Below are 22,021 nucleotides of genomic sequence, written 5' to 3'. Positions count from 1 at the left end.
GCCGATCTCCGCCGCGAGCTCGATGCCGAGCGCGAGGCACGCCAGCACGCCGAAGACGCCATCACCCAGGCACAAGCCGGGCGGCAGCAGGCCGAGGGGGGACGTGCCGCGGCTGTGCAGCTCGCCGAGCAGGCACAGCACGCCGCCGAGGCGGCACACGCCGAAGCCGGGATCCTGCGCGGGCAACTCGCCGATCTCCGCCGCGAGCTCGATGCCGAGCGCGAGGCACGCCAGCACGCCGAAGACGCCATCACCCAGGCACAAGCGGACAGCCATGCCTTACGCCAGCAGCTCGCCGACTTCCACCGTGCTGCCGAGGAAGCACAGCACGCCGCGGAGGCAGCCTACGAGGAGACCGAGGCGGCACACCAGGAGGACCGCGCCGCCCGCGCCGAGGCACAGACAGCACAGGAAGAGGCCGAGGCTCTGCGCGTGCAGCTCGCCGAACACCAACAGCACACCACCCGCGAGGCACAGGCGGCACAAGAGAAGGCACAAGAGGCACACCAGGAGCCGACCGCCCCTGCCAGCCCCACCACACCGCACAACACACGGCCCGCGAAGCGCGTCCAGCCCAAGCGACGGAGCCGGCGCCGCCGTTGAGACGCACAGTCGGGTACAACAAAGGGGCCGGTCCTGTGGGCCGGCCCCTTCTATGTGGTCACATGCGGTTCCGACGTACGTCGGTGAGCAGTGCTCCGAACGCGGCGGGCGGGAAGACCAGTACGGGGCCATCGAGCTCTTTGGAGTCGCGTATGGCAATGAAATCGCCGCAGTGCGCGACTTCCACGCACTCGTTGTTCGCTGCGCTGTAGCTGCTCTTGGCCCAGTGGGCGGAAGCGAGTTGGGCAGCGGTTGGGCGGCCGGAGGTGGTCATCGTGCGTGCTCCTCTTGTGCAGCGGCCAGGATCTGCCGAGAGGTCTCGGTGTCGGCTGCCTGTGATCGCAGGTAGGTGAACGTGATCTTATAAGCGGCCAGATCATCGGGGGCATCGACGTACAGGCCGCGGCGGTGCATTTCCAGGTACACCACGGCCATTGAGTTGAGCGGCTGAGCTTCATCGTCCCGGCCCAGAACGACGAAATTCCCGCCGCTGCCAGCCGCACTGGCGCCTGCCGAGTACGGCAGGATCTGGATATCGACGTTGGGCTGTTCCGCCATCTCCCGCAGGTGCCGAACCTGTTCGATCATCACGTCCCGCCCGCCCACGAGCCGGCGGAGTACCCCCTCATCGAGGATCACCCACAGGTGCAGATCGGGCCGCGTCAGGATCTCCTGCCTGCGTAGACGGCCCGCAACGGTGCGTTCGATCTGTTCGGCGTCGGTCCGTACCTCGCTGGCCTGATGGGTGGCCAGGGCGTAGCGCGCTGTTTGCAGGATGCCGGGCACCAGGCCGTTGGCGTAGATGTGTTCGTACGTCGCCGCTCGCTCGAAGGCGATCAGAGCGTTCATCCACTCCGGGACACCCGGATCGTCCATCTGCCAGCCGTCGCCTTGGGCGCGGACCAGCTCCACCAGGACGTCCCGCTCATGGTCGGTGGCGCCGCACGCATCGGCCAGCGCCTTGACCATGGGCACGGTGAGCCGCTGGCGGTCCTGCCACTGTGCGTATCGGCCTGCTGTCGCCGTCGAGCAGCCCGCGCGCTTGGCGACTTCGGCCAGTGTGAGGCCAGCCCGGTCCCGCAGTGCCGTCAGGTACTGGGCGATCTGTAGGCGTGCGGCTGGCCCGGAGGACATCGCGCTCATTCCCACCCCTCCCGCTCCTGTAGGGCCGCCGTCATCCACGTCATGCCCGGTACCAGGATCAACACGCAGAGGGTACGCGGCTGTTGTCACTGGGTGCCTCTCCCCATCGCAGTCACTCGCGAGACTGGATTCCGGTCCACTGACTTCCATTCATTGGAATCCAATGACATCGTGTCCACCAAGGACCCAGCGTGCGGATTTGATCACTAATGGTGATCGCCGCGGGTGTCCTCCTCCACGCCATGAGCACTCGAAGAGAGGGGGCGCGCTGTGAGTGCCACGCGCGCCAGGATTCGTGAATTCGCGTTGATCGATGGGCTTCCTGACCTGTCCCGTATCCAGGGGGATGCCTGTATCGACTGCGGCGCCGACCGCGGATACGCCAGGCTGACCCGTGACGGATCGGCCCGCATCCTGCACACCGGTCAACCGCCCACCGAGTTCGACGTGTGGGTCTGCGCCGACGGTTGCGAAGGGGGTGAAGGATGATCCTCCGTGAGATGGGCACGGGTGCCGAGTGGCTTGCCCACGCGCACCCGGACCCCACCCAGGTCGAATTCGAATGGCAGCAGGGGCTGAGGACGGCGCTCCTGCCCGCCGGACGGCAGTTCGACGCCGTTGTGATGCCGACAGACCTGGCATGCGCCGTCGCGGAGGATCTGGGGCTGTTCGACAGCATGCCGACGCTGGCGGATACAGGGGCGGAGCTGGTCTATGTGCTGGTGCCGCCGGGTACGGCCGCGGGCTGGGACGAGCCGCACACCAGGGCAGTCGGCCGTGGATCATGGGTGCCGATGCCGCGTCCGGGTGCTAGGCGTTGGTCCCGCCTGAAGTGGATCTCTGCACCCGATGGCAGTGGAAGCCTGGCGGACCCCGACCGCCTCCGTGCGGCCCTGCGCCGCGTCGCCCGGCAGCGGGGTGCCGAGGGCCGGGGGAGGTGTGCACAGTGACGCTCTATCAGCCCGTCAGCCCCGCCCAGGGCGTGCCGCCACAAGCCCTGCCTCTCGCTGCACGGGCCAGGGCCCGCCGCGCGGAGCGCGAGCGGCGGGAAGCGTGGCCGATCGGCACTGCTGACAACGAGACGCCCGCACCGGACGCGGCCGCTATGCACGTCTCCGCCGCCTGTTTCATGTGGGGCGTTCCCACCCGGACTGCGGCACGGCTGGCTGAGATCGCCGCGATCTTCGCCGACAACGCCCAGCGTCACACCGTTACTCCGGTGCTGGCGCTAGTCGTCTCAGTCTCAGATGGCCGTGCCCAGGTTAGCGTGACCGACCGCGGGCCGCGCCAGCAGCTGCCCGCTCCCGGGCAGTTCGGTACGGGCCTGCGGCGCGTAGCCGATCTTGCCGACAGCTGGGGACACATGCCCGCGGGGCCCCACGGGACACGGTTCCACGCCGCTGTTCGCCTGGAGACAGCGTGACGCACCGCCAGCACGACCCGTATACCGCCGAGGACCGCGTGCTCCTCCAGGCCGTCAGGGACGGCCTACGGCGCCTGCGCTGCCGCGAGAACCACCCTCAGGAGTCGCCCGCCCCCCTGACTCCCGCCGAGCAGTGGGCGCGAAGCCACGCGCAGCACCTTCACCGCCAGCAGGCGCCATGAGCCGCCCCGCCGCCCGCTCACCGTTCCCGGAGCAGGCCGGCAGAGGAGGCGGGACGGCCCCCGGACCGTGGTCTCCCCGCAGGGCGGCCGGGGGCCCTTCTCGTACAGCGCGGACAGATGGGCGAACCATCGCCCTTTCGCGGGAAAGGGGAATGCATGCACCGCAGAAGGCGCCCCCGCCCCCCTCCTTGCGTCCCGTACTCTGGCGCGGCAATGACGGACTTTGTGGAGCAAGCTCGTTCCCGTGTCGCCCACTTGCTCAGGATGGCGGGCACGACCGATGGGCGCGAGCGCGAGCGAATCATCCAGTACGCCACCACCACGCCCGACCCGCCCCCGATGAGTTCATTCGGCATCGTCACCAAGGGGTGCCCCCAGTGTCGGCGGACCATGTGGCGCCAACGCGATATCCACATCTGCGCCAGCTGTGGATTCGTCGAGGAGATCAGCGAACCGACGACAGACGTTCCCGCGCCGTGCCACCGCGGGAACCCGTTCGAAGGAGCGTACGACGATGGGTGAACGGATAGAGACCCGGCAGTGCCCTGGCTGTAGCGGCACGCAGTACAAGACGTACGAAACAGACAGCGATGGCAATGTCACCGGGGAATCCCTGTGGATATGCCAGAACCCCGAATGCGGTCAGATGGACTGAGGAGAGCTGATGACTGTGCACCTGCCGTTCACTGCCCACATGACACGCCAACTCGCCGCGCTTACCGACGAGATGATGTGGCTCAACCGTGAGCGGGACATGCTGTCTGGCCCCGTCAATAATCTGCTCAGCACGCACCTTCGCCGCATCCACGACCGTGAAGCCGCCGTCTGGAAGCGCCTCGACAAACTGAACTACTACTTCGGCATGACCACCCCTGAGCCCGGCGGTTCGCCGTTGGTCGCCGAATGCCTTGTCCGCGAGTGCACCGGACTCCTCTACCGGAACCCCGTCGGCGAGTACCGGTGTTCCACCGGAGACAGCAGCCACACCACCCCGGAATCTCAGCTCAGGCGCTAAGCGCGGCGCGCCCGCAGGAACGCACCTACTGAGACCCCGCCCGCGAAGCGGCCGGGGTCTCGCTCGTGAGAGCCAGGTCCTCATGTTCGCGTGAACACGCGAACATGTTGGGGGAGGTGCGCCAATTGCACCCATGACGCCCTGCCGCTGTATTCTAATTCGCGTCGGTGGGGCTTGTGGTATCGCCGGGGCCGTAGCGTCGGTGCCAGCCCCAACAGCACTGTCCGCCTCAGCGCATGGGGCAATCTCAGGAGACTGCCACTCATGATCCCCCACGGCCGACCAGCACTCGACATCCAGGGTGTAGCCAAGCGCGCTGGTGTCTCGATCGCGACCTGGCGCCGTCGGCATCACGATGCGTTCGCGGCCGAGGTCAAGCCGCTAACAGGATCCGTGCGCCCCCTCCTTTACGACGCTGCCCAGGTCGAGGCCTACCTGAAAGGCGAGCCGCTGCCCCCGCTGCCGAGCGAGCCGCACGGCGATGATCTGCTGACCGATCAGGAGGCCGGCGCCGTAGCCGGGGTGGATGCCTCGACTATCCGGGCCGACGCTGCCGCCGGCAAGATGGATCCCGGGACGGAGCTGCACGGCCGCCGATGGTGGCCCCGTGCCGCCGCCAAGGCCCGCGCGGTTCGCCCCACGGAGTACAAGGGCCGCACACCCGGAGCCAAGGACAAGGCCCCCCGGGGCCACGATCGGCGGCCGGACCCGCGCGCTGTCGAGGCGGCCGAGGAGATCACCCGGGCCGAGGTGGGCATCCGCCCGACCGTCACCGCCAGCGAACTCGCGGCCCGCCACGGCGTCAGCACTCGCACCGGGGAGCGCATCCTGTCCGCTGCCCGGGCCCTGCGCGCGGGTCCCGGCGCCTGACGATCCGGAGCAGTAGCCGATGGCGCCGCGAACTCTGATGGCGTCCCGCCGGGTGGTGTAACAGCGATCTCCGTGTAGGCCCTGGTCATGGGGCGGCCATCGCGCAACTCTCCGAGTAGTGAAGCTCGTTGAGAGAGGTGGCGCGATGGCCTTGTCCCAGCATGACTTACTCCGGCTGATGGAGTCACTGCGTACGGCGGACGGGATCGAGTTGATCAGGGTCCTGGCCCAGCGGATCCTGCAGGAGCTCATCGAGGCCGAGGCCACCGCTCACATCGGCGCGGAGCACGGCGAGCACACCGAGACGCGCACGACGATGCGCAACGGGCACCGGGAGAAGGTGCTGACCACGCAGGCCGGCGACCTGGACCTGGCGGTCCCCAAGGTCCGCACCGGGTCGTTCTTCCCGTCCCTGCTGGAACGCCGGCGCCGCATCGACCAGGCCCTCTACGCCGTCATCATGGAGGCATACGTGCACGGGGTCTCCACCCGCAGCGTGGACGACCTGGTCAGGGCCCTGGGCGGCGACACCGGGATCTCCAAGTCCGAGGTCTCCAGGATCTGCGGCGCGCTGGACGCCGAACTGTCGGTGTTCCGCACCCGGCCCCTGGACCACACCCGCTTCCCCTACGTCTACCTGGACGCGACGTACTGCAAGGCCCGAGTCCGCCACCAGATCGTCTCGCAGGCCGTGGTCATCGCCACCGGCATCACCGAGGACGGAGGACGCGAGGTCCTGGGCCTGATGGTCGGCGACAGCGAGACCGAGGTGTTCTGGAGCGAGTTCCTGCGCTCGCTGCGCGAACGGGGCCTGAGCGGGGTCCGTCTGGTCATCTCCGACCACCACTCCGGGCTGGTCAAGGCCGTCCGCAAGGTCATGCTCGGCGCCGGCTACCAAAGATGCCGCGTGCACTTCCTGCGCAACGTCTTCGCGGTGATCCCGAAGGACGCCGCGGAGATGGTCGCCGCGACGATCCGCACCATCTTCGCCCAGCCCACCGCCGAGGCCGTCCGCGCTCAGCTCGACACCGTCGCCGACATGCTCGGACGACAGTTCCCCAAGGTCAAGGCCATGCTCCTGGAAGCCAAGGTGGACCTGACCGCCTTCGCGGACTTCCCCGAACGGCACTGGAAGAAGATCCAGTCCACCAACCCCCTGGAACGGGTCAACCGCGAGATCAAGCGCCGCACCGACGTCGTCCAGATCTTCCCCAACCCCGACGCCCTCGAACGTCTCACCACCGCCGTCCTCATCGAGATGCACGACGAATGGATCGCCTTCCCCCGCAGCTACCTCCCCAAAATCGGCATGGACTCGATCTACCCCCAGACAGAAGATCAACCCGAGGCCGTTACACCACCACAGGGGACATGACCCGAACTCTGGCTCTGCGCTGCCCAGTTGGCCCCCGCTGGGGCGTTCACGGGTGCGCGGTTGGGCGGCGCGTCCTCGGCCCCGTGGGGGCCTGCGGGTCCCGCCGGGGGCCGCACGCTCGTTGGCGGCCGCCAGGCCGTCCCGCGCAAGAGCAAGGGCAGCGTGGCCGAGGCCGCAGGGTGGCTGAGGGAGCCTCCCTCCCGCCGCCGTCGGCATCTGGCCGGTAGGGCTTCTGTTCTGTGGTCCAGGCCAGCGATCACGAATGATGGGGTGCCAGTACTGTTGACGAAAGCGGAGAGTGGATCATGATTCGTCCCATGTACGGGCCGCCGAAGGCGCCCTACGAAGTCGACTACGACGACCCCGCCCTGATCACCGAGTGCACATGGATCGCCCCGGCCGCTGTCGAGGGGCGCGGACCAGCATGGGCGGAGCCCGTACGCGAGCAGCTGCGTGAAAGAGTTCACGCCCATGCAGCCGAGCAGGGCGCCACCATTACTACCGCGATTAGGTTCGACTGCCCCCAGACCCAGGACCTGCCGAGGCGCGAGCGGGCCAAGGCCCTGGCCCTGCGTGATCAGGCGGAGCCAGAAAGACGATGGTGGCAGAGCTCGCGCATGATTCTGGTGCGGGCATGGGCCTACACCAGCATCTGATTGACCCTCGGCGGTGTTCTCATTCGCTGGTGTTGCCGCGACCGGGCGCCGGCTCCTTGCTCCGGGCCGTGGTGGAGTACCGGCGGGCCGCCGTGTCCTCACTGACCCCCAGGGCCCGGCCGATCTGTCCCCAGGTGTGCCCCGCCGCCCGGTCAGCGTCGACCGCCGCGGCGACGAGCAGCTGCGCTGCCGTGAGTACGTCGAGGGCGCCGAGGGTGTATCCGGCCGGGACCTCCCGCCGTTGCTGCGGCAGCGGCGGCCACCGGTAGGGGTCCGGGACGGTCTCCGTCTCCTCCGTCAACTCCGCCGCGAGCCGTCGGGCCTCACCCGCCACCCGGTACGCGGCCGACCGCACGTCGTGCCGTGCGTCGGTGGTGTCCTCCCACTGTTCGAGCGGCGCCGTCAACTTCCGTTTCCGCTGCTCATCCCAGCGTCGTTGTTTCGAACGGCACCGCTCCGAGCAGTACGCCCGGGGGCGTCCGCCCCGCCCCGCCGCCGACTTGGGCAGCCACTCGCCGCAGCCGATCGCTGCACATCGCTGAGGGGCCGCCATCTGATCACTTCCCAACCGGTCGCATGGTCCGCTGAGGCGCGGCTCCGGCCGTTACGTAACCCAGGGTTCCCGGTCGCCGCGATCCGTTAACCGGGCGGGACATCCGGCCGGTTAACGGCGTCGACTTGGCAGCCGCGGACCGGCCCGACGGGCGCCACCGCGGGCTGGCTTAGGTGGCCACCGTCTGGCGTCTGCTGGCCGTGCCCGACCCCGGAAGGGCGGCTGGTTACGAGGGGGAGGGGTGCCTGGCCGGGGTCCGGAATCCGGTCTTCCGGGCGGGAGTTGGGCCCGGGCCGTGCCCCCGCCGTCGTTACGGTCCGAGCGTGAGGCGACCGAGCCGCCCGGGGAGTGGTTGCGGGGGAGCTGGTTGCTGCCGCGATGTGGCCGGGGCCGGTGTGGTCGCTCCGCGTCGGTGCCGGATTCGTCGTGGCCGGCCCGCGCGTCGTCCGAGGCCAGCCCGAGTCGCGGTCGTTCAAGTGCTGGCCCGCATTGCGTAGTTCGCGTGCACACGCGAAGAGGCGGACAAGGGTCGTGAACTGCGAAAACGACGCGATATGCGGCGCCCCACTCTTGCCGGTGATGCTCTATTGCTGTAATCTAATTTATGTCGGAAGGGGGGAGTTCCCCGCCCCGACACCCGCCGTACGCAGTGACCGGCCTGGCCCCGGCCCGGGCGAATTCCCGCCCGGGCCCCCCTTTTGACCGCTAAGTTCGCGTGCACACGAGAAACGGGAAGCCGATGACCGAGACCACCACCGCCAACATCCCCACCCAGGCCGACGGAGAGCCCGCCACCGAAGAGCAGGCGCCGGACATCGATCCGGGCCACGGCGGCCGCATCATCACCGCCCTGGAATCGGCATGGGCCGCCCTTCGCGCCAACCACCCGGACATGCCCGAGGTGGTCATGATCACCGGTACCGCGCGGCAGCGCGGCGGTGACCGCTGGGGCCACTTCGGCCCCGACTTCTGGGCCGTGCCGCAGGAGTCCGGCCGTGCGTCGGAACTGTTCATCGCAGGCGAGTTGATCGCCAAGGGCGGCCGTGCCGTTCTGGAGGTCCTGATCCACGAGGGCGGCCACGGCGTCGCCCACCGGCGCCGCATCAAGGACACGTCCGGCGACGGCAACCGCTACCACAACCAGAAGTTCGTGGCGATCGTCGAAGAGATGGGCCTCAAGCGCCCGGCCCAGCCGGTGAAGACGCACGGGTGGAGCTTCTGCACGATTACCGACGAGACGGCCACCAAGTACGCCGCCGTGATCGCCGAGCTGGACGCCGCCAGCCTCCCCTACCTCAGCGCCGCCCCCCACCTCACCGGCGGGGACGACGACCAGGGCCAGGGCGACCAGGGCGGAGACGACGCCGGAGAGGGCACCGACGGCCGGCCGAAGAAGAAGCGCCGCGCAGGCCGCAGGTTCGCCGTGATCTGCCAGTGCGAGGAGCCCCGCAGGCTCCAAATCACCCCCAAGAGCCTCGAAGACGGCCCGATCCTCTGCGGGAACTGCCGCGAGGAGTTCGCACCCGAGGAGACCGACGAGGACGACGAGTAGGAGGCCGTACGGCGGGGCCCGCCCGGAGGAGGCCCCGCCGCCGTGCCTGGCACCCCGTCAAGTCACGCCCCTGAATCGCGTTCACCCGAAATCGGCACAGGTCCACCTACAGTCACAAGAAAATCCCCGCGACACACCATTTATCGTGGCCCACGAACGCTCGTAGGGGATAGGATCACGACCATGGCAGGCAGAAGAGGCGCACAGCAGCGCGGCCGGACGGATGCAATCCAGCCCGGTAAGACCGTCACGCCGAAGGTGCCCCTGCCCGCAGATGACCCCGTACGCCCGCTGTACGAGCAACTCCTGGCCGACATGCAGGTTTCGGGATCCGAGATTCTGCGCGAAGGCATCAAGGCCCTGTACGCACAGCGGATCGGCCGCCGTAAGGCGTTGAAGGAGGCAGCCAGTTGACGACTGGCTTACGCAGACGTGCCCCGGCCTTCCTAACCGGAGCAATCGCGTAAGCCGCCCGGGTCCCAGCCTGCTCTAACGGATCGCCATCCATGCGCTGAGACTCCGGGCCCAGAAAAAGCACTCAGCCGCCGTTCTGTGCCGGTTTCCTAGGCCGACGAGCGGGGGCTTTCGTGCGTCCTCATAGCACCGAGGAGCGTTGCCATCGTAGCAGCGAGCCGCGGTGGCGGTAGAGGCTTGCCTCTAACGGGTGTGTCATCGGCGTTTTATCGACAAGACGACACCTTTTCTGTCACTGCGTCCGATATGCGCACCCCCGTATTCGAGGGGGCATTCACCCGCGCCCAGTCGCCGAGGGTGCAGGCACACCGCACTCTGCGACGCTTCCTGTCCGGGCTGTACTGGGACCGGACGGTACGGGTCGCCGCCGGGCGCCCCGGTGCCTGGCTGAACAGCTACCCGCCCCATCCAGAGGGGCGCCGGAACGAGGGGTACAAGCCCATCAAGGGGCTGGACCTGGACCGCCCGGTGACGGTCCATCTGTCCAGGGGGCGCCGGAACCCGAAGTTCTGGGCCGTGGTGTTCGACCACGACGCCAAGCACACGCCGGCTGCCGTGGCCGCCGCCGACGCCGAGCTGTTGGCCGAGGCCGCACGGGCCGAGGGCATCACGCCCGTGCCGGTGGCGTCCGGCTCGCCGGGCGGCATCCACCTGTGGACCGGATGCGCCGAGGGCCTGGCCCCCGCCGTGGTCCGGCGCATCAACACGGCGGCCGCGCAGCTGTGCCGGTCGCTGGACATCTCGCCCCTCAACAACCCGACGGACGCCCTCATCCGTCCCCCCGGCGCCGCCCACCGGGACGGCGGATACGCCGCCCTGATGACGCACACCGTCGAGGAGGCCATCCGGCTGCTCGGCCCCGAGTCGGCCCCCGCCGCCGCGTTCGAGCGCCTGGCGGTGCGGCTGGAGGTGATGGCGGCCGCCCGCCCCGCCGTGGTCGAGGAGTCGGACGAGGACGGGCCGGGCGCGCTCGCCGTCGAGGCCCCGGCCCCGGGCAGGACGACCGCCAGCACCCCCAACTCCCCTGGCAAGGCAGCAGAGTTCGGGTACGGCGGTCACAAGGTCCCGCCGTCGATCCGTGCGCGCGGCCCCCGCGTCCGGGCGATCGTCACCGACAACGACGGGTGCCCGAGGCTGGACATGCCGTGGCGGCCGCTCGGCCAGAAGGCCTTGCGGGGGCTGCGCCGTCGGCCGTCGCGCCACGATGACCACTCGGCGCTCAAGCACGCCCCGGCCCGCTCGATGGCGCTCGCCGGGTGGACCGAGGCCGAGGGCCTGGCCGTGGTGCGCGATGCCGAGTCGAGCCCGGCGCTGGAGTGGCTGCGCAGTGAGCGTCAGCCCCACGGCCGCCGCCAGCGCTCGAAGGAGGAGACCGCACGGCTGTGGGCCCGGGTGTGGTGGTGCGCCGTCGAGGACGCCGCCCGGATGCCCCGCCGCCCCGAGGACGACGCCCAGCCCGGTGAGGCCGACGACGTACGGCGGGCCCTGGCCGACCTGTTCGCCCGCATGCAGGCCGCCGGCCCCGCCCGGTGGCTGCGCGAGTCCGGCCCCGCCGACGCCGCCGTACTGCTCGCTCTGGCCTGGCTGATGCTCATCTCCGGGACGCTCGATGTGTCCGCCAACGTGCGCCGCCTCGGCGTGCTCGCCGGATACACCCCCCAGACCGCCTCACAGGCCCTGTGGCGCCTCCAGAGGGACGGCTGGATCACCTTCACCGCCGAGGCCGAGCGCCGGGCCGGGAAGGCCCGCAGGGCGACGCTGGCGACCAGCCACGCATGCCCCGACCACCACCGGCACCGCTGCGCCATCTACACACCCACTCACGACGTTTCACCAGTTCACTCGGGGTCTGACAGAAGCGGAGCGCCCCGCCCCCCCGCCCCCCCCTCCATCTCTCTGGGGTCCCTGCGCGCGGTTCTGACGCACCAGCAGGCAGACGTGTGGCACCACCTCGGGCACCACTGCGCGCGCACATTCTGGGCCCTGACGACCCTTCACAGGCCCCGACTCGCCGACCTCACGGCCGCTACCGGCTACAGCCGCTGTACGACCCTGCGCCACCTGCACCGCCTCCAAGGCCTCCGGCTGGTCACGCACGGCCCGGCCCGCCGAGGAGAGCCCACCTATGCCCCCAGCGGCCGCAGCCTGTACGAGGCGGCCCAGGAGACCGGCACCGCCGACCGCATCGCCCAGCTCGCCACCAGCGCCCGCATCGACCAGGCCGTTCACGAGTGGTGGACGGCCGAGGAGGCCCACCGGTCCCTGCCGTACGAGGACCGCCCGCACCGCCCCGGCCCGGACCAGACCGTCATCCCCGGCATGGACCCGCGCGGCCGCGCCTACCCCCGTGGCGAGGACGGCCACCCCGACCACCTGCGCGCCCGCCTTATCGAGGCCCAGCGCATCGGCGCCGTCGGGATCCTCCTGCACGCCCAGCAGCTCGCCGCCACCGGCCAGTTGATCGACCCCGTCCACCTCAGCGCCACCGGAGCCACCCCGGCCCGGCCCGCCGGCCGCCGCCGCGCCGCCGCACCGTCGCGCGCCCGCTGCCCGCACTGCCACGCCCAGCCCGGCGAGCGCTGCACGACCGGCGGCCCCGAGGCCCGCCGCCACGGTTCGGCCCGGCCCGCCACCCAGTGGCACGCCGCCCGCCGGCTCGCCGCCAGGGCCCAGGCCGACACCCGACACACCGACGAGTGAACTTCGCCCCCACACCGGCCCCGGACGCGGTACAGTCGCCCACAGCGAACGGCACCAAGGGCCACCGGCCCCGGAACCGACCGCAGGCCGCCGGAGAGAAAACCTCCCGTCGGCACACGAGGCCCCCGCCGAGTCGGGGCCACCTCACCCCGAGGACCCTTCGCGTGCACACGCGGAACGGCGAGCGATCCCGCCGCCACTGGAAAACCCGGGACGTGAGGCCGGCGGCACCGCCGCCGAAGACGCGGGCCGGAGGCCCGCAGCACGACCGGCCGACGAGAAGTCGGCAGAACCCCCGACGAATTAGCGGCCGACAGCTAACAGATAATTTCTGGAATACTAGAAACAGTAATCCAGGAATGCTAGGCTGAGGGCATGTCAGAGATCGCCGAGGGTGTTGCAGCTGGCCGGGAGCCGTGCGCGTACCGGTACGCCGTCGATGGTCCGGTACGGGCCGCGCGCTACCGCGGCCCCCTGGCCGAGACCGCGGGCCGCATGGGCATCGACGGCGGCGCCGCCGAGCTCACCGCGAGGAGGCCGCACCGCAGCTCAGCCCGTCGCTCACCATCTGACCAAGTACGGCCAGGGCGGCGGGGACGAGTTCGCGGATTGTCTCCCGCCGCCATTCGTACGGCAGCATCAACACCCACCGGCCCGGCACTTTCATCTGAAGGAGATGTGAATGCCCCTCCACCGCCGGACTGGTTGGCCTGGATCTGTACGTACGGTGCCGTTCTCGCCGCGATCGGCACGGTCGTTGCTGTCTGGGCGACGGTCCCACGCCGCGAGCGCTGATCCCTCCCTTTCCTTCCGCACCATCGCCCCAGAAAGGCGCGCATGTGAACACCGACCACCTGCCCACCGAGGAGACGGCGGAGGAGCCCCCGGCCCCGCCCGTTGGGGACGAGGGCCAGGAGGAGGAAGCGCCGTACGGCTATTGGCCGGAGCCGTGCCAGAACTGCGGAAAGCTCATCCCGAAGGCCAAGCCGTCCGGGGCCGGACGGCCGCCCGAGTACTGCGACAAGGACTGCCAGAACGAGAAGAAGGCCGCCCGGGCGCGCGAGCGGAACGCCCCCGGGCTCCCCGGGCAGATTCTGCGCGCGGAGGAGATGACGACCAGGCTCGAACAGGTCGGTGCCGACCTGCGGTTGGAGCTGGCGAAAATCAACTCCCCTGAGGGCATCGAGGCGAGGCTGGCGGCTGCCCGCGCGGCCAACCAACAGGATGTCGCGCAGGCGAACCAGAAGGCCGTACAGGCCGCCGCCGACGCGGCCGCCGCGCGCTCCGAGGCGAGCCAGGCCCGGGCCGACCGCGAGGCCGCCGAGGCCGCCGCCGAACGCGACCGCACCGCGCGCGAACAGGCCGACGACGCCCGGGAGACGGCCGAGCAGAAACAGCGCGCGGCCGAACGTGCCCAGCGGAACGCCGAGGACGCGCTCAAGGATGCCCAGGACGCGGCCAGGAACGCCGAGCAGGCCCGGGCCGACGCCGTCGCCCAGGCCGAGAACGCCGACCGGCTTGCCGCCGAGGCCGCCGCCGGCCGGGATGCCGCCGTCATTGAGCGCGACGAGGCCCGCCAGGCCGCTGCCGCTGCCCAGGCCAAGGCCGAGGTGGCCGACGCCGCCCGCGGGCACGCCGAGGACCGCGCCACCGAAGCCGAGCGCGTCCGTGGGATCGCCGAACGCGAGCGGGACGACGCCAAGCGCACGGCCGCCGAGGCCGTCAAGGCAGCCCAGAAGGCCGCCGCCGCCCAGGCCACGGCGGAGAAGGAACTGGCCGAGGTGACGGCCGGATACGTCACTGCCATGGAGAAGGCCAACGAGGCCGAACGCGCGGCCGCCACGGCGAACGAGCGGGCCACCGAGAGCGCCCGCCAGCGTACGGAGGCGGAGAAGCGCGCGGACAAGGCCGACAAGCGCGCCGGGGACGAAAAGGAGCGGGCCGACCGCGCGGAGGAACGCGCGGAGAAGCGCATCAAGGAGGTGTCCGCGCAGCTCGCCGCCGAGCAGACAGCCCACCGGAAGACCGATCGCGCGCTTGGTGCCGCAGAACAGAAGGCGGTCGACGCCGGAGAGCGTGCGGAGAGGGCAGAGGAGAGCATCAACAAGCTCGCGGAGGAGCTGCGGAAGGCCGGCCGCGTGATTGACGATCAGGACCGCGAGGTGCGCGCACTCCGCGACGAACTGCGTGCGCTCCACGACGCGGCAGCCACCGAGCAGGAAAAGAAGAAGCCGACCCGCCGCGCCAGCAAGAAGGCCGCCACGGACGATGTGGCACCCGAGCCCATCGAGGGCCAGGAGGTCATGGACATTCCCGGTGTCGAGGACCCCACCAAGGACAGCCCGCAGGAGTAGACAACCCCTGCCCGGAGTCGAGAGGTTGGGCAGCACATGACGACAGCGATCGTGAACCGGCACGGCGGATACGCCGATTCCGTCACGGCAACCGAGTGCGAGGAGGCCGGTCGGTGACGACCAGCACGGCCAGGAAGGCGAAGACCGGTACCCCGTCGCAGCCGTGCGAGTATCACGACGGTATCCCCGTCTACCGGAGCGGCGAGGCCCCCGAGGCACTGCGGACGGAGACCCAGCTCAAAGGCGCGCGGCTGAAGCTCAGCCCGGACCAGAAACCGCATGCGTATCTACGCATGTACCGGCGCGGCACCGGGTGGATGCGGGTTGCTCTCTACTCCCCCGGCGAGGCCATGAAAATGCGGCCGCTGTCCGCTCATCAGCAGCGGCAGAAGCTCGCCCGTCGCACGTGCATCCTGTGCGCCGTCGTGAAGGAGGAGCCGCTAGCCGTCCGCAGCGGGTCGCATCTTCCCCAGTCGGGCCCGATCTGTTGGGACTGCAACCGTCGCCACCGCGAGCGGCACGAGCGGACATGCGATCGCTGCGGCACCGAGTTCCAGGAGCGCTCCAGCGTCTGGTGGGCCAGGTGCCAACGGCGGCTGTGCCACGCGTGCGACGACGAGCACGAGCGCGGTTACGAGGTCGCCGTACGGCTACTTCGCCGACACTGCCCCGACTGCACCGCACAGACAGCGACTCAGCAGGAGATCGAAGAGGCCGACGCCAGCACCGGGCGCGCTCAGGCGGTCGGATTCCCCCGCATCTGTGAGCCCTGCCAGGCCGAGCGCGACCGCCAGGCCGCGGAGAGTCAGCGGGCCGCCGAGCGGCGACGGTGGGACCAGTTGGGCCCCGTACGCCGGTGGGCCCGCGAAGTCGTTGCCCAGCCGGACGCGTTCGCCATCCTGGACACCGAGACAACGGGACTCGACTGGAACGCGAAGGTGGTCGAGATCAGCGTCACTGATGGGGCCGGAAACCCACTCCTGGATACCCTCGTGAACCCGGGCGCCCCGATTCCCGACGAGGCCACTTCCATTCATGGGATCAATGACGAGGACGTAGCCGGCGCACCGCGGTTCGAGGAGATCTTGCCCGCGCTTACCGAGGCGCTATCAGGCCGCCGTGTGGTCATCTACAACCGCGCCTATGACGAGGAAGTGCTGGCGTATGAATTGGACCGCCACCACCGCAAGCACGCTCCTGTGGCAGACCTTCCGGAGCGCGTCCGACACCCAGCCGCCGCCGCGTGGATGAACAGCCAGCAATGGGACCGGTGCGCGATGCTCGCGTACGCCGTCCACGTCGGCGACTGGTCAGACTACTGGGACGGGTGGAGCTGGCAGCGGCTCAACGGAGGCCACCGAGCCCTTGGTGACTGCCGCCGGGTCGCCGAGATCATCAGGGAAATGGCGGAGGTTCCCGACCCCTTTTAGGCCGTACCGTGCACACCGGGCCCGCCCATGAACCGGAGCGGGCCCGCTGCCCTTTCTCGCCCCTCCCTTTTCATTCGCGTGCACACGCGAACTCTTCGCGTGTGCACGCGAAGTGGGATCTGTGCGTATGCCTTGGGCGGTGGGTGCCACGGCCGGCACTACTCCCGGACGATACGCTCACCAGCCACCGCGATACGTGCACCGACGCGGAGCGACCCCACCGGGCCCAGCCACCGCGCGGCAGCAGCCAGCTCCCCGCCGGCCACGGCCGGGCAGGAGGTCGCCTTACGCGCCGTCCGGGTCGACGGCGGGGGAACGGCGCCCGGCCCACGCGCCCCCGAGCACCCGGCAACCGGGCCGCCGCCCGCACCCCCTCCCCCGCAGCCGGACGCTTTGCCCAGCGCCGATCACCCCCGCAGTCGCCAACGCATCTGGCCACGGAGGATTACGGAGCTAGGGCGCCTACCTTTCCGAGTTGAGTTGTAACTACCTTGTTAGATTGCGCACCTGCCGTTCGACGGGTTTTCACGGGCCTGTGACCAGGGTGATTGCCTCACGGAGGATGCGGCCGAGGGTGAAGATCTGGGCTTGGAGTTCTTCGAGGCGGATGCGGGAGGCACGGGAGCGGGAGGCGCCGGGGCCGATGAGGTTTTCGGCGTAGAGGGTGGCGACGATTGGCGCACTCACGCGGAAGGCTGCGAGCTGTGCAGCGTCGATCAGACCGGGGTCGAGGTCGAAGGCGAGTTTGTCGCCGAACCGTTCATTGGGTGTGCCAGGTCGGCGTCCGGCGAGCCGTTGGGCTTCCTTCTCTTCGGGAGTGAAAGGGTCCCAGGGCCCGGCAAGATCAGACGCGGCGAGCCGGGTACGCAACGCGGCTTCTACCAACTGGCTTTCCCGGGGCCAGTTTTCGGGCCGGAGCCGGAGGGCCTGGCGACGGATCGGCTCAGGGGTCGGTTCGGTGGGGTGGAGACACAGCCGCTCGCGCTGCGTGGTGAGCCAGTCGGCTTCCGCGGCCGCGTTCGCAGTGGCGAGATCTCGCAGGGCGGCCGCCTGCTCGGTGTGCAGCCACACGAAGGTATTGCGCTTGCCGGCCACCATGGGCGATCTTCCTTTTGGTCGAGGAGAAGGGGCGACCCCGGCACCCCATGGCGAGGGGCCGGGGCCGGGGTTGCGCGGATGGTCAGGCGGGGTTGGGGGAGGCCGAAGCGCGGCTCTCGGCCGGGTCGGGCGTGCGCGGGTTCGGTGCGGAGGCGGCCGGGGCCGACTTGGGCTTGCTGCGGCTGGATCCCCGGGGGCGACCTTGCGGACGGCGGGTGGGCTCGTCCGCTCCCATCTGCCGGAGCTCGCCCGGGGTCCAGCCCGCCGCCTGCGCGGCGGCATAGGCCGCGCCGTAGGTCTTTTCGGCAGCCTCCATCAGCTCCTGAAGGCGCTTGCGCTCGGCGATGGCGTCGGCCAGTGGCTGGATCACCTCCATACGCGAGGCGAGCAGGTTCTGAGCGGTCGTAAGGACCGGCGACTGTGTGTCAGTTCCGGTCGCGGCAGCGGCAGGTGTCGTCATGTGCGCCATGGTAGCGCCGCTCCCCCACGGCGCCAGGACATAACCGCCGCCCCGTGGCTGCGGGTTGACCACCGGGGGCGAGCCCCCGGACCCCGTATCGCGGCTCCGCCGCGATGCCGCCCGACCGGCGCCCGGCCCAGCCCCGGCCTCCGTTGTCGGAGCAAGTTGGGCGTTATTGTTCCAATAACGCGACTCGGCGGCCCCTTCTCGCTACGCTCGATGGATCGGGGCCGCCTTTTCGGTCCGGGCACGGACCGATGGTTGGGCTGTCCTTCGCAGAAGGAACAGGGGTTTATGAGCACCGACGAACCGCGTATCCGCCGCCGCGAGCGCCAGACGAACCGCCCGCGCTCGTTCCGTGTGAACCTGGCGTACAACGACCTTGAGCTAGCGATCATCAAGACGGCCGCCACGTCCGCCGGCTTGAAGCCTGCCGCGTACGCCGCACGCATGGCGCTGTCCGTCGCCAAGGAGGAGATGCACCCGGCACCGCTGGAACTCAAGGACCAGCTCAGGGAGCTGATGCAGGCACGCATCGCGGTCAACCGGATCGGTACCAACCTCAACCAGATCGCGAGGGTGTTGAACAGCGAAGGTGAGGAGAGCCCCGCGCGCCTGGAGGCTGTGCTGTCCCGGGCCGAGGCGGCGATCCTGCGGCTGGACGAGGCAACAGCGGCAGTCGTCCAGGCGATGGGGGGAGAGGAGTGATCCCGAAGCGTGCCAAGGACGGTGGCCGAACCGCGGGACTGCTCTACTACCTGTACGGACCGGGCCGGGCGAACGAGCACATCGACCCGCATATGGTGGGTGCGTGGGACGCCGGAGTCCTGGACCCGGGCCGGAGCGACAGCACGAGCATTCCGAAGCTCGCGGCTCTGCTAGACGCACCGGTTTTCGCCCTGACCAGTGAGCCCATGGCCAAGCACGTCTACCACGTTCCGGTACGGCTGGACCCGAAAGACCGGAAGCTTTCTGACGCCGAGTGGGCGGAGGTGGCAGCCGAGATCATGGACGCCGTGGGAGTCGCCGAGAAGGGCGACGCCATGGGTGCCCGATGGGTAGCGATCCGGCACGCCGACGACCACATTCACATCGTGGCGACGCTTGCCCGACAGGACGGCTTGAAAGTCCATCTGTCGCAGGACAAGAAGAAGATGCAGGCCCGGGCCCGCGAACTGGAGGTGAGGTACGGGCTGCGTCGGTTGACGAGCGGCGACAAGACCGCGCGGAAGTGGCCGACCACGGCCGAGGTGGAGAAGGCCAAGCGGAAGGGGCGCGAGGAGTCACCTCGGCTGACCCTTCAATCCAAGGTTCGGGAAGTGGCCGCTGTGGCCCACAGCGATGAGGAGTTCTTCACTGGAATCGAGCGGGCCGGACTCCGGCTGAACAAGCGCACGGCACCGGACGGAAGGGTTACCGGCTACACCGTTGCACTGCCTGGGGACCGCACCGGCGGCGGCCGCGCCATCTGGTTTCCCGGCTCGAAACTCGCCCCGGATCTCTCGCTTCCCCGAGTTCGGGAACGCTGGACCGGGGTACCTGCCGGAGCCCAGGCGGCGCAGGCCCCGAACAAGGCGACCGCGTGGCAGCTCGCGGCCGAGCACGTCCACCAGGCCGCCGCGATTCTCGGACGCTCCGGCAACGAGTCCGGAGCCGGTGAAGTGATGGCACTTGCCGACTTTCTCGCAGTTGCCGCCAGCCAGGCACCGCAGGAGGTCAGGGCGGAACTGCGCGAGGCCGCCCGGGAATTCGAGCGGGCCGGCCGCGCCCCCACCTCCCGCCGTACGGACAGCCAGGCATACGGCCACCTGCGGACGGCCACGCAGCTGCTCGCCATGAGCACCGCTATGGCGGCCGGGGGCAGCGAGGCCGGAGCCGCGCTCGCGATGCTCGTTGCCATCGCCCTGGCCATCACCGCCGCCGTGCGCTTCCACCAGGCCGCCGCACACCGCGCGCAGGAACAGGCGGCCGCAGCAGCCGGCGCCCACCTGCGGGCCGCTACCGAAGTGGCCTACGGCGCCGGAGGACGGAGCCGAGGGAGCCGGGCGACGTGGCAGCACACCGCACTTGCCACCGACCGCCAGGCCCTCACCGAGACATACGCGCCTATCGTGCGCACGGCCATCCCCGAGGTTGCGGAAACCGCGCTTGCCGAAGCTGCCTGGCCCGCGCTCGCCGCGACCCTGCGCCAGGCCGAGAACGCCGGTTACGACCCCGCACAGGTGCTCGCCGAGGTGGCCCGGATGCGCGGATTCGGTGACGCCGAGAGCGTTTCCGAAGTGCTGGTGTGGAGGCTGCAACGGCAGATGGAAACCGACGCCCGCCACGGCACCGCCGGCACCCGGAAGACCCACACCGCGGCCGGAACGTCTGCCGAGACCACCAGCGGCACGACCCCTGCCAGGATCAGCGCAGACGACGAGGGCGAGGACACACCCACGACCCCGGCCACACCGCCGCCCGTCCTCACACGCACGGCGACCATGGACGCGCTACCGATCGGCGACGGACCCGACGCGCCGACGCTCGGCGAAGTGGTCCGCAGCGCCGTCCCCCAGTACGCGGCCCAGGTGCTCGCCGACCCGGCGGCCAAGGCGCTTGCCGACCAACTCACCGCAGCGGGGCAGGCACCGGCCGAACTACTCGCCGAAGTCGTTGCCGTCCGCGACCTGGCCGACGCCGACAGCGTCGCCCAGGTTCTCACCTGGCGGCTTCAGGGACGGCGCCGCCGCGACGGCCAACAGCCCTCACTCCCCCGTACCAGCGGCCAGCGCAGCACTCCCCGCACCCCACCGGAGCAGACCCGCGGGGAGCGCTCCGCCGCCGACCGTGCAGCCCAGGAAGCCGCACGCCGTAATCAGCCGCGCGGGCCCCGCCGGTGACGCCCCTTCATAAAGAGCCAAAGCCCTGAAAACCCCGCCCGGAAAACCGTCCGCAGGGCTAGCGTGAAAGGACGAACAGACCCGAGGAGCGAGGACACATGACGAAAAGAATGTGGGTGAGCTTATGAGTGACATCAACCCAGTGGAGAATGCCGCTGGACAGGCCACGAACACAGCCGCCGTCGCCTTGCAGGTGCTGGTGATGACGGCCCAGGCCCTGCGCGAGCACCAGCAGCGCCAGGCCAACGGGAACCCGCAGCCCGCCCCCGCGCCGGCACCGCAGCCCACCGGCCCGCCGAACCCCGATCACGAGCGGTACGCACAGATGGTGCGGTCCACCGTGCAACCGGCCGCCGTCGCCGAGGCGATGGTGACCGCACCCCAGTGGACCCAGGTCGCAGGCGAGCTGAAAAAGCTCGAAGCATCGGGAGTGAACGTCGCGCAGTTCCTCAAGGACGCTGCCCCCGTCATCTCCCGTATCGACGCCGACCTACGGGCCGGGGCACCGGCGCCGGGTGTCACCACCGAGGCGAGGGCTGCGAGCGCACACAACCCGTTCGCCGCGCCGCCCGGTGAACGCCCGGAGCTGAAGGGCCCGGGCCTCATCACGCGGTTCGCCGAGTGGATCGGGAAGACCGCCAAGAACCTGTGGGCGAAGATCACAGGCAAGGACCCGTCTGCACTCGGCGACCGCAGCGGCGAGCTGGAGAAGCACGGCATCAGCCCGCAGGAAAACGCGCGCCATGTCATCACGGCCCGCGAAGCACTCGCCGACGAAGCCCTGTTGGGACGGCTGGTCACCTCCCGGGAATGGCCGAGCATCGCTGCCCAGATGGGCAACCTCCACGAGCGGGGGCACAACCCACGCGAGGCCCTGGCCGGGATCCCGGTCCGCCTCAGGCAGGCTGCGGAGGCAGGCATTACCCTCAGCCCTGCCGAGGCCGCCCGCGGACTGCTCAACGACCAGGCCAAAACCCCGGTCCCGGCCCCTGCCACGACACCCACTCCCCCGCCGGCCCGCGCCACACAACCCGCAGCGGCCGCCACCGCATCGGTGGCGAACACCACCTCGGCCCCCGCTCCTGCGGTGCCGGACCCCGCCGCCCGGGCCTCGGCCGCCAATTCCCAGTCCACCACCGCGGCCGCCGCCCCCGCAGCGGCAGCAGAGCCGGACACGCGGGCCGCCCACACCACCCAGGCCCCTGACGCCCGCAAGTGGCGCACACACGGACACGGACGCTGATCCAGCAC

General features: G+C 70.2%; 20 protein-coding genes and 1 pseudogene. 16 read left to right on the top strand and 5 right to left on the bottom strand.

All coding sequences use genetic code 11. The annotated features are described in order from the left end of the window. Nucleotides 1–603, top strand: a pseudogene (locus AC4IJH_RS36575) (hypothetical protein); the annotation flags it as partial. A gap of 58 nt (nucleotides 604–661) precedes the next feature. Here the strand turns inward: AC4IJH_RS36575 and AC4IJH_RS36570 are convergent. Continuing rightward, nucleotides 662–877 (bottom strand): DUF397 domain-containing protein, encoded by a 216-nt coding sequence (locus AC4IJH_RS36570; protein WP_490856291.1) that lies wholly within the window; start codon nucleotides 875–877, stop codon nucleotides 662–664. Continuing rightward, nucleotides 874–1,746, bottom strand: coding sequence for a helix-turn-helix domain-containing protein (locus AC4IJH_RS36565; protein WP_490856290.1), 873 nt, complete (start codon nucleotides 1,744–1,746; stop codon nucleotides 874–876). Before AC4IJH_RS36565 ends, AC4IJH_RS36570 begins: the two co-directional genes overlap by 4 nt. A 270-nt stretch (nucleotides 1,747–2,016) precedes the next feature. Between AC4IJH_RS36565 and AC4IJH_RS36560 the strand changes: the two genes are divergently transcribed. The 7 genes from AC4IJH_RS36560 (at nucleotide 2,017) to AC4IJH_RS36530 (ending at nucleotide 7,267) form a co-directional block, all read left to right on the top strand. After that, on the top strand, nucleotides 2,017–2,235 hold the full coding sequence (locus AC4IJH_RS36560; protein WP_490856289.1) for a hypothetical protein: 219 nt from the start codon (nucleotides 2,017–2,019) through the stop codon (nucleotides 2,233–2,235). Then, on the top strand, nucleotides 2,232–2,696 hold the full coding sequence (locus AC4IJH_RS36555; RefSeq protein ID WP_490856288.1) for a hypothetical protein: 465 nt from the start codon (nucleotides 2,232–2,234) through the stop codon (nucleotides 2,694–2,696). The genes AC4IJH_RS36560 and AC4IJH_RS36555 overlap by 4 nt, the downstream gene beginning before the upstream one ends. A gap of 469 nt (nucleotides 2,697–3,165) precedes the next feature. Further along, the gene (locus AC4IJH_RS36550; RefSeq protein ID WP_490856287.1) at nucleotides 3,166–3,351 is read left to right on the top strand and encodes a hypothetical protein; all 186 of its coding nucleotides are present in this window, start codon (nucleotides 3,166–3,168) and stop codon (nucleotides 3,349–3,351) included. Nucleotides 3,352–4,015: 664 nt separating this feature from the next. Further along, on the top strand, nucleotides 4,016–4,366 hold the full coding sequence (locus tag AC4IJH_RS36545) for a hypothetical protein (protein ID WP_490856286.1): 351 nt from the start codon (nucleotides 4,016–4,018) through the stop codon (nucleotides 4,364–4,366). Nucleotides 4,367–4,630: 264 nt separating this feature from the next. Further along, complete coding sequence (locus AC4IJH_RS36540; protein WP_490856285.1) at nucleotides 4,631–5,236, top strand: DNA-binding protein; 606 nt, start codon at nucleotides 4,631–4,633, stop codon at nucleotides 5,234–5,236. A 145-nt stretch (nucleotides 5,237–5,381) separates the two neighbouring features. Next, entirely contained in the window at nucleotides 5,382–6,611 is a 1,230-nt protein-coding gene (locus AC4IJH_RS36535) for an IS256 family transposase (protein ID WP_490856284.1), read from the top strand. A gap of 305 nt (nucleotides 6,612–6,916) precedes the next feature. Beyond that, the gene (locus AC4IJH_RS36530) at nucleotides 6,917–7,267 is read left to right on the top strand and encodes a hypothetical protein (protein WP_490856283.1); all 351 of its coding nucleotides are present in this window, start codon (nucleotides 6,917–6,919) and stop codon (nucleotides 7,265–7,267) included. Between the two features lie 19 nt (nucleotides 7,268–7,286). Here AC4IJH_RS36530 and AC4IJH_RS36525 read toward each other — a convergent pair whose 3' ends face one another. Beyond that, a complete protein-coding gene (locus AC4IJH_RS36525) occupies nucleotides 7,287–7,673 on the bottom strand; it encodes a hypothetical protein (protein WP_490856282.1) in 387 nt (128 codons plus the stop codon). Between the two features lie 886 nt (nucleotides 7,674–8,559). Between AC4IJH_RS36525 and AC4IJH_RS36520 the strand changes: the two genes are divergently transcribed. The 5 genes from AC4IJH_RS36520 (at nucleotide 8,560) to AC4IJH_RS36500 (ending at nucleotide 16,330) form a co-directional block, all read left to right on the top strand. After that, the gene (locus tag AC4IJH_RS36520; RefSeq protein ID WP_490856281.1) at nucleotides 8,560–9,372 is read left to right on the top strand and encodes a hypothetical protein; all 813 of its coding nucleotides are present in this window, start codon (nucleotides 8,560–8,562) and stop codon (nucleotides 9,370–9,372) included. A gap of 183 nt (nucleotides 9,373–9,555) precedes the next feature. Then, nucleotides 9,556–9,786: a hypothetical protein gene (locus AC4IJH_RS36515; protein WP_490856280.1), complete on the top strand. Its 231-nt coding sequence runs from the start codon at nucleotides 9,556–9,558 to the stop codon at nucleotides 9,784–9,786. Between the two features lie 306 nt (nucleotides 9,787–10,092). Next, the gene (locus AC4IJH_RS36510) at nucleotides 10,093–12,546 is read left to right on the top strand and encodes a zinc finger domain-containing protein (protein WP_490856279.1); all 2,454 of its coding nucleotides are present in this window, start codon (nucleotides 10,093–10,095) and stop codon (nucleotides 12,544–12,546) included. Between the two features lie 839 nt (nucleotides 12,547–13,385). Beyond that, complete coding sequence (locus AC4IJH_RS36505; protein ID WP_490856278.1) at nucleotides 13,386–14,900, top strand: hypothetical protein; 1,515 nt, start codon at nucleotides 13,386–13,388, stop codon at nucleotides 14,898–14,900. 113 nt (nucleotides 14,901–15,013) lie between these two features. Continuing rightward, a complete protein-coding gene (locus AC4IJH_RS36500) occupies nucleotides 15,014–16,330 on the top strand; it encodes a 3'-5' exonuclease (protein ID WP_490856277.1) in 1,317 nt (438 codons plus the stop codon). 525 nt (nucleotides 16,331–16,855) lie between these two features. Here the strand turns inward: AC4IJH_RS36500 and AC4IJH_RS36495 are convergent. Together AC4IJH_RS36495 and AC4IJH_RS36490 are read right to left on the bottom strand one after the other, a co-directional pair. Then, nucleotides 16,856–17,428, bottom strand: coding sequence for a hypothetical protein (locus tag AC4IJH_RS36495; protein WP_490856276.1), 573 nt, complete (start codon nucleotides 17,426–17,428; stop codon nucleotides 16,856–16,858). Between the two features lie 82 nt (nucleotides 17,429–17,510). Next, nucleotides 17,511–17,888: a hypothetical protein gene (locus AC4IJH_RS36490; RefSeq protein WP_490856275.1), complete on the bottom strand. Its 378-nt coding sequence runs from the start codon at nucleotides 17,886–17,888 to the stop codon at nucleotides 17,511–17,513. Between the two features lie 294 nt (nucleotides 17,889–18,182). Between AC4IJH_RS36490 and mobC the strand changes: the two genes are divergently transcribed. From mobC to AC4IJH_RS36475, 3 genes are all read left to right on the top strand, one after another. Continuing rightward, nucleotides 18,183–18,596, top strand: a complete 414-nt coding sequence (gene mobC / locus AC4IJH_RS36485) for a plasmid mobilization relaxosome protein MobC (protein WP_490856274.1) — start codon at nucleotides 18,183–18,185, stop codon at nucleotides 18,594–18,596. Continuing rightward, the gene (locus AC4IJH_RS36480) at nucleotides 18,593–20,770 is read left to right on the top strand and encodes a relaxase/mobilization nuclease domain-containing protein (protein ID WP_490856273.1); all 2,178 of its coding nucleotides are present in this window, start codon (nucleotides 18,593–18,595) and stop codon (nucleotides 20,768–20,770) included. Before mobC ends, AC4IJH_RS36480 begins: the two co-directional genes overlap by 4 nt. A 124-nt stretch (nucleotides 20,771–20,894) precedes the next feature. After that, nucleotides 20,895–22,013: a hypothetical protein gene (locus AC4IJH_RS36475; protein ID WP_490856272.1), complete on the top strand. Its 1,119-nt coding sequence runs from the start codon at nucleotides 20,895–20,897 to the stop codon at nucleotides 22,011–22,013. Nucleotides 22,014–22,021: the final 8 nt, after the last annotated feature.

The organism is Streptomyces sp. UF-297 (assembly GCF_058245575.1).
The sequence above is the reverse complement of the archived record's forward strand: the minus strand, read 5'-3'. Positions and strand labels throughout refer to the sequence as shown.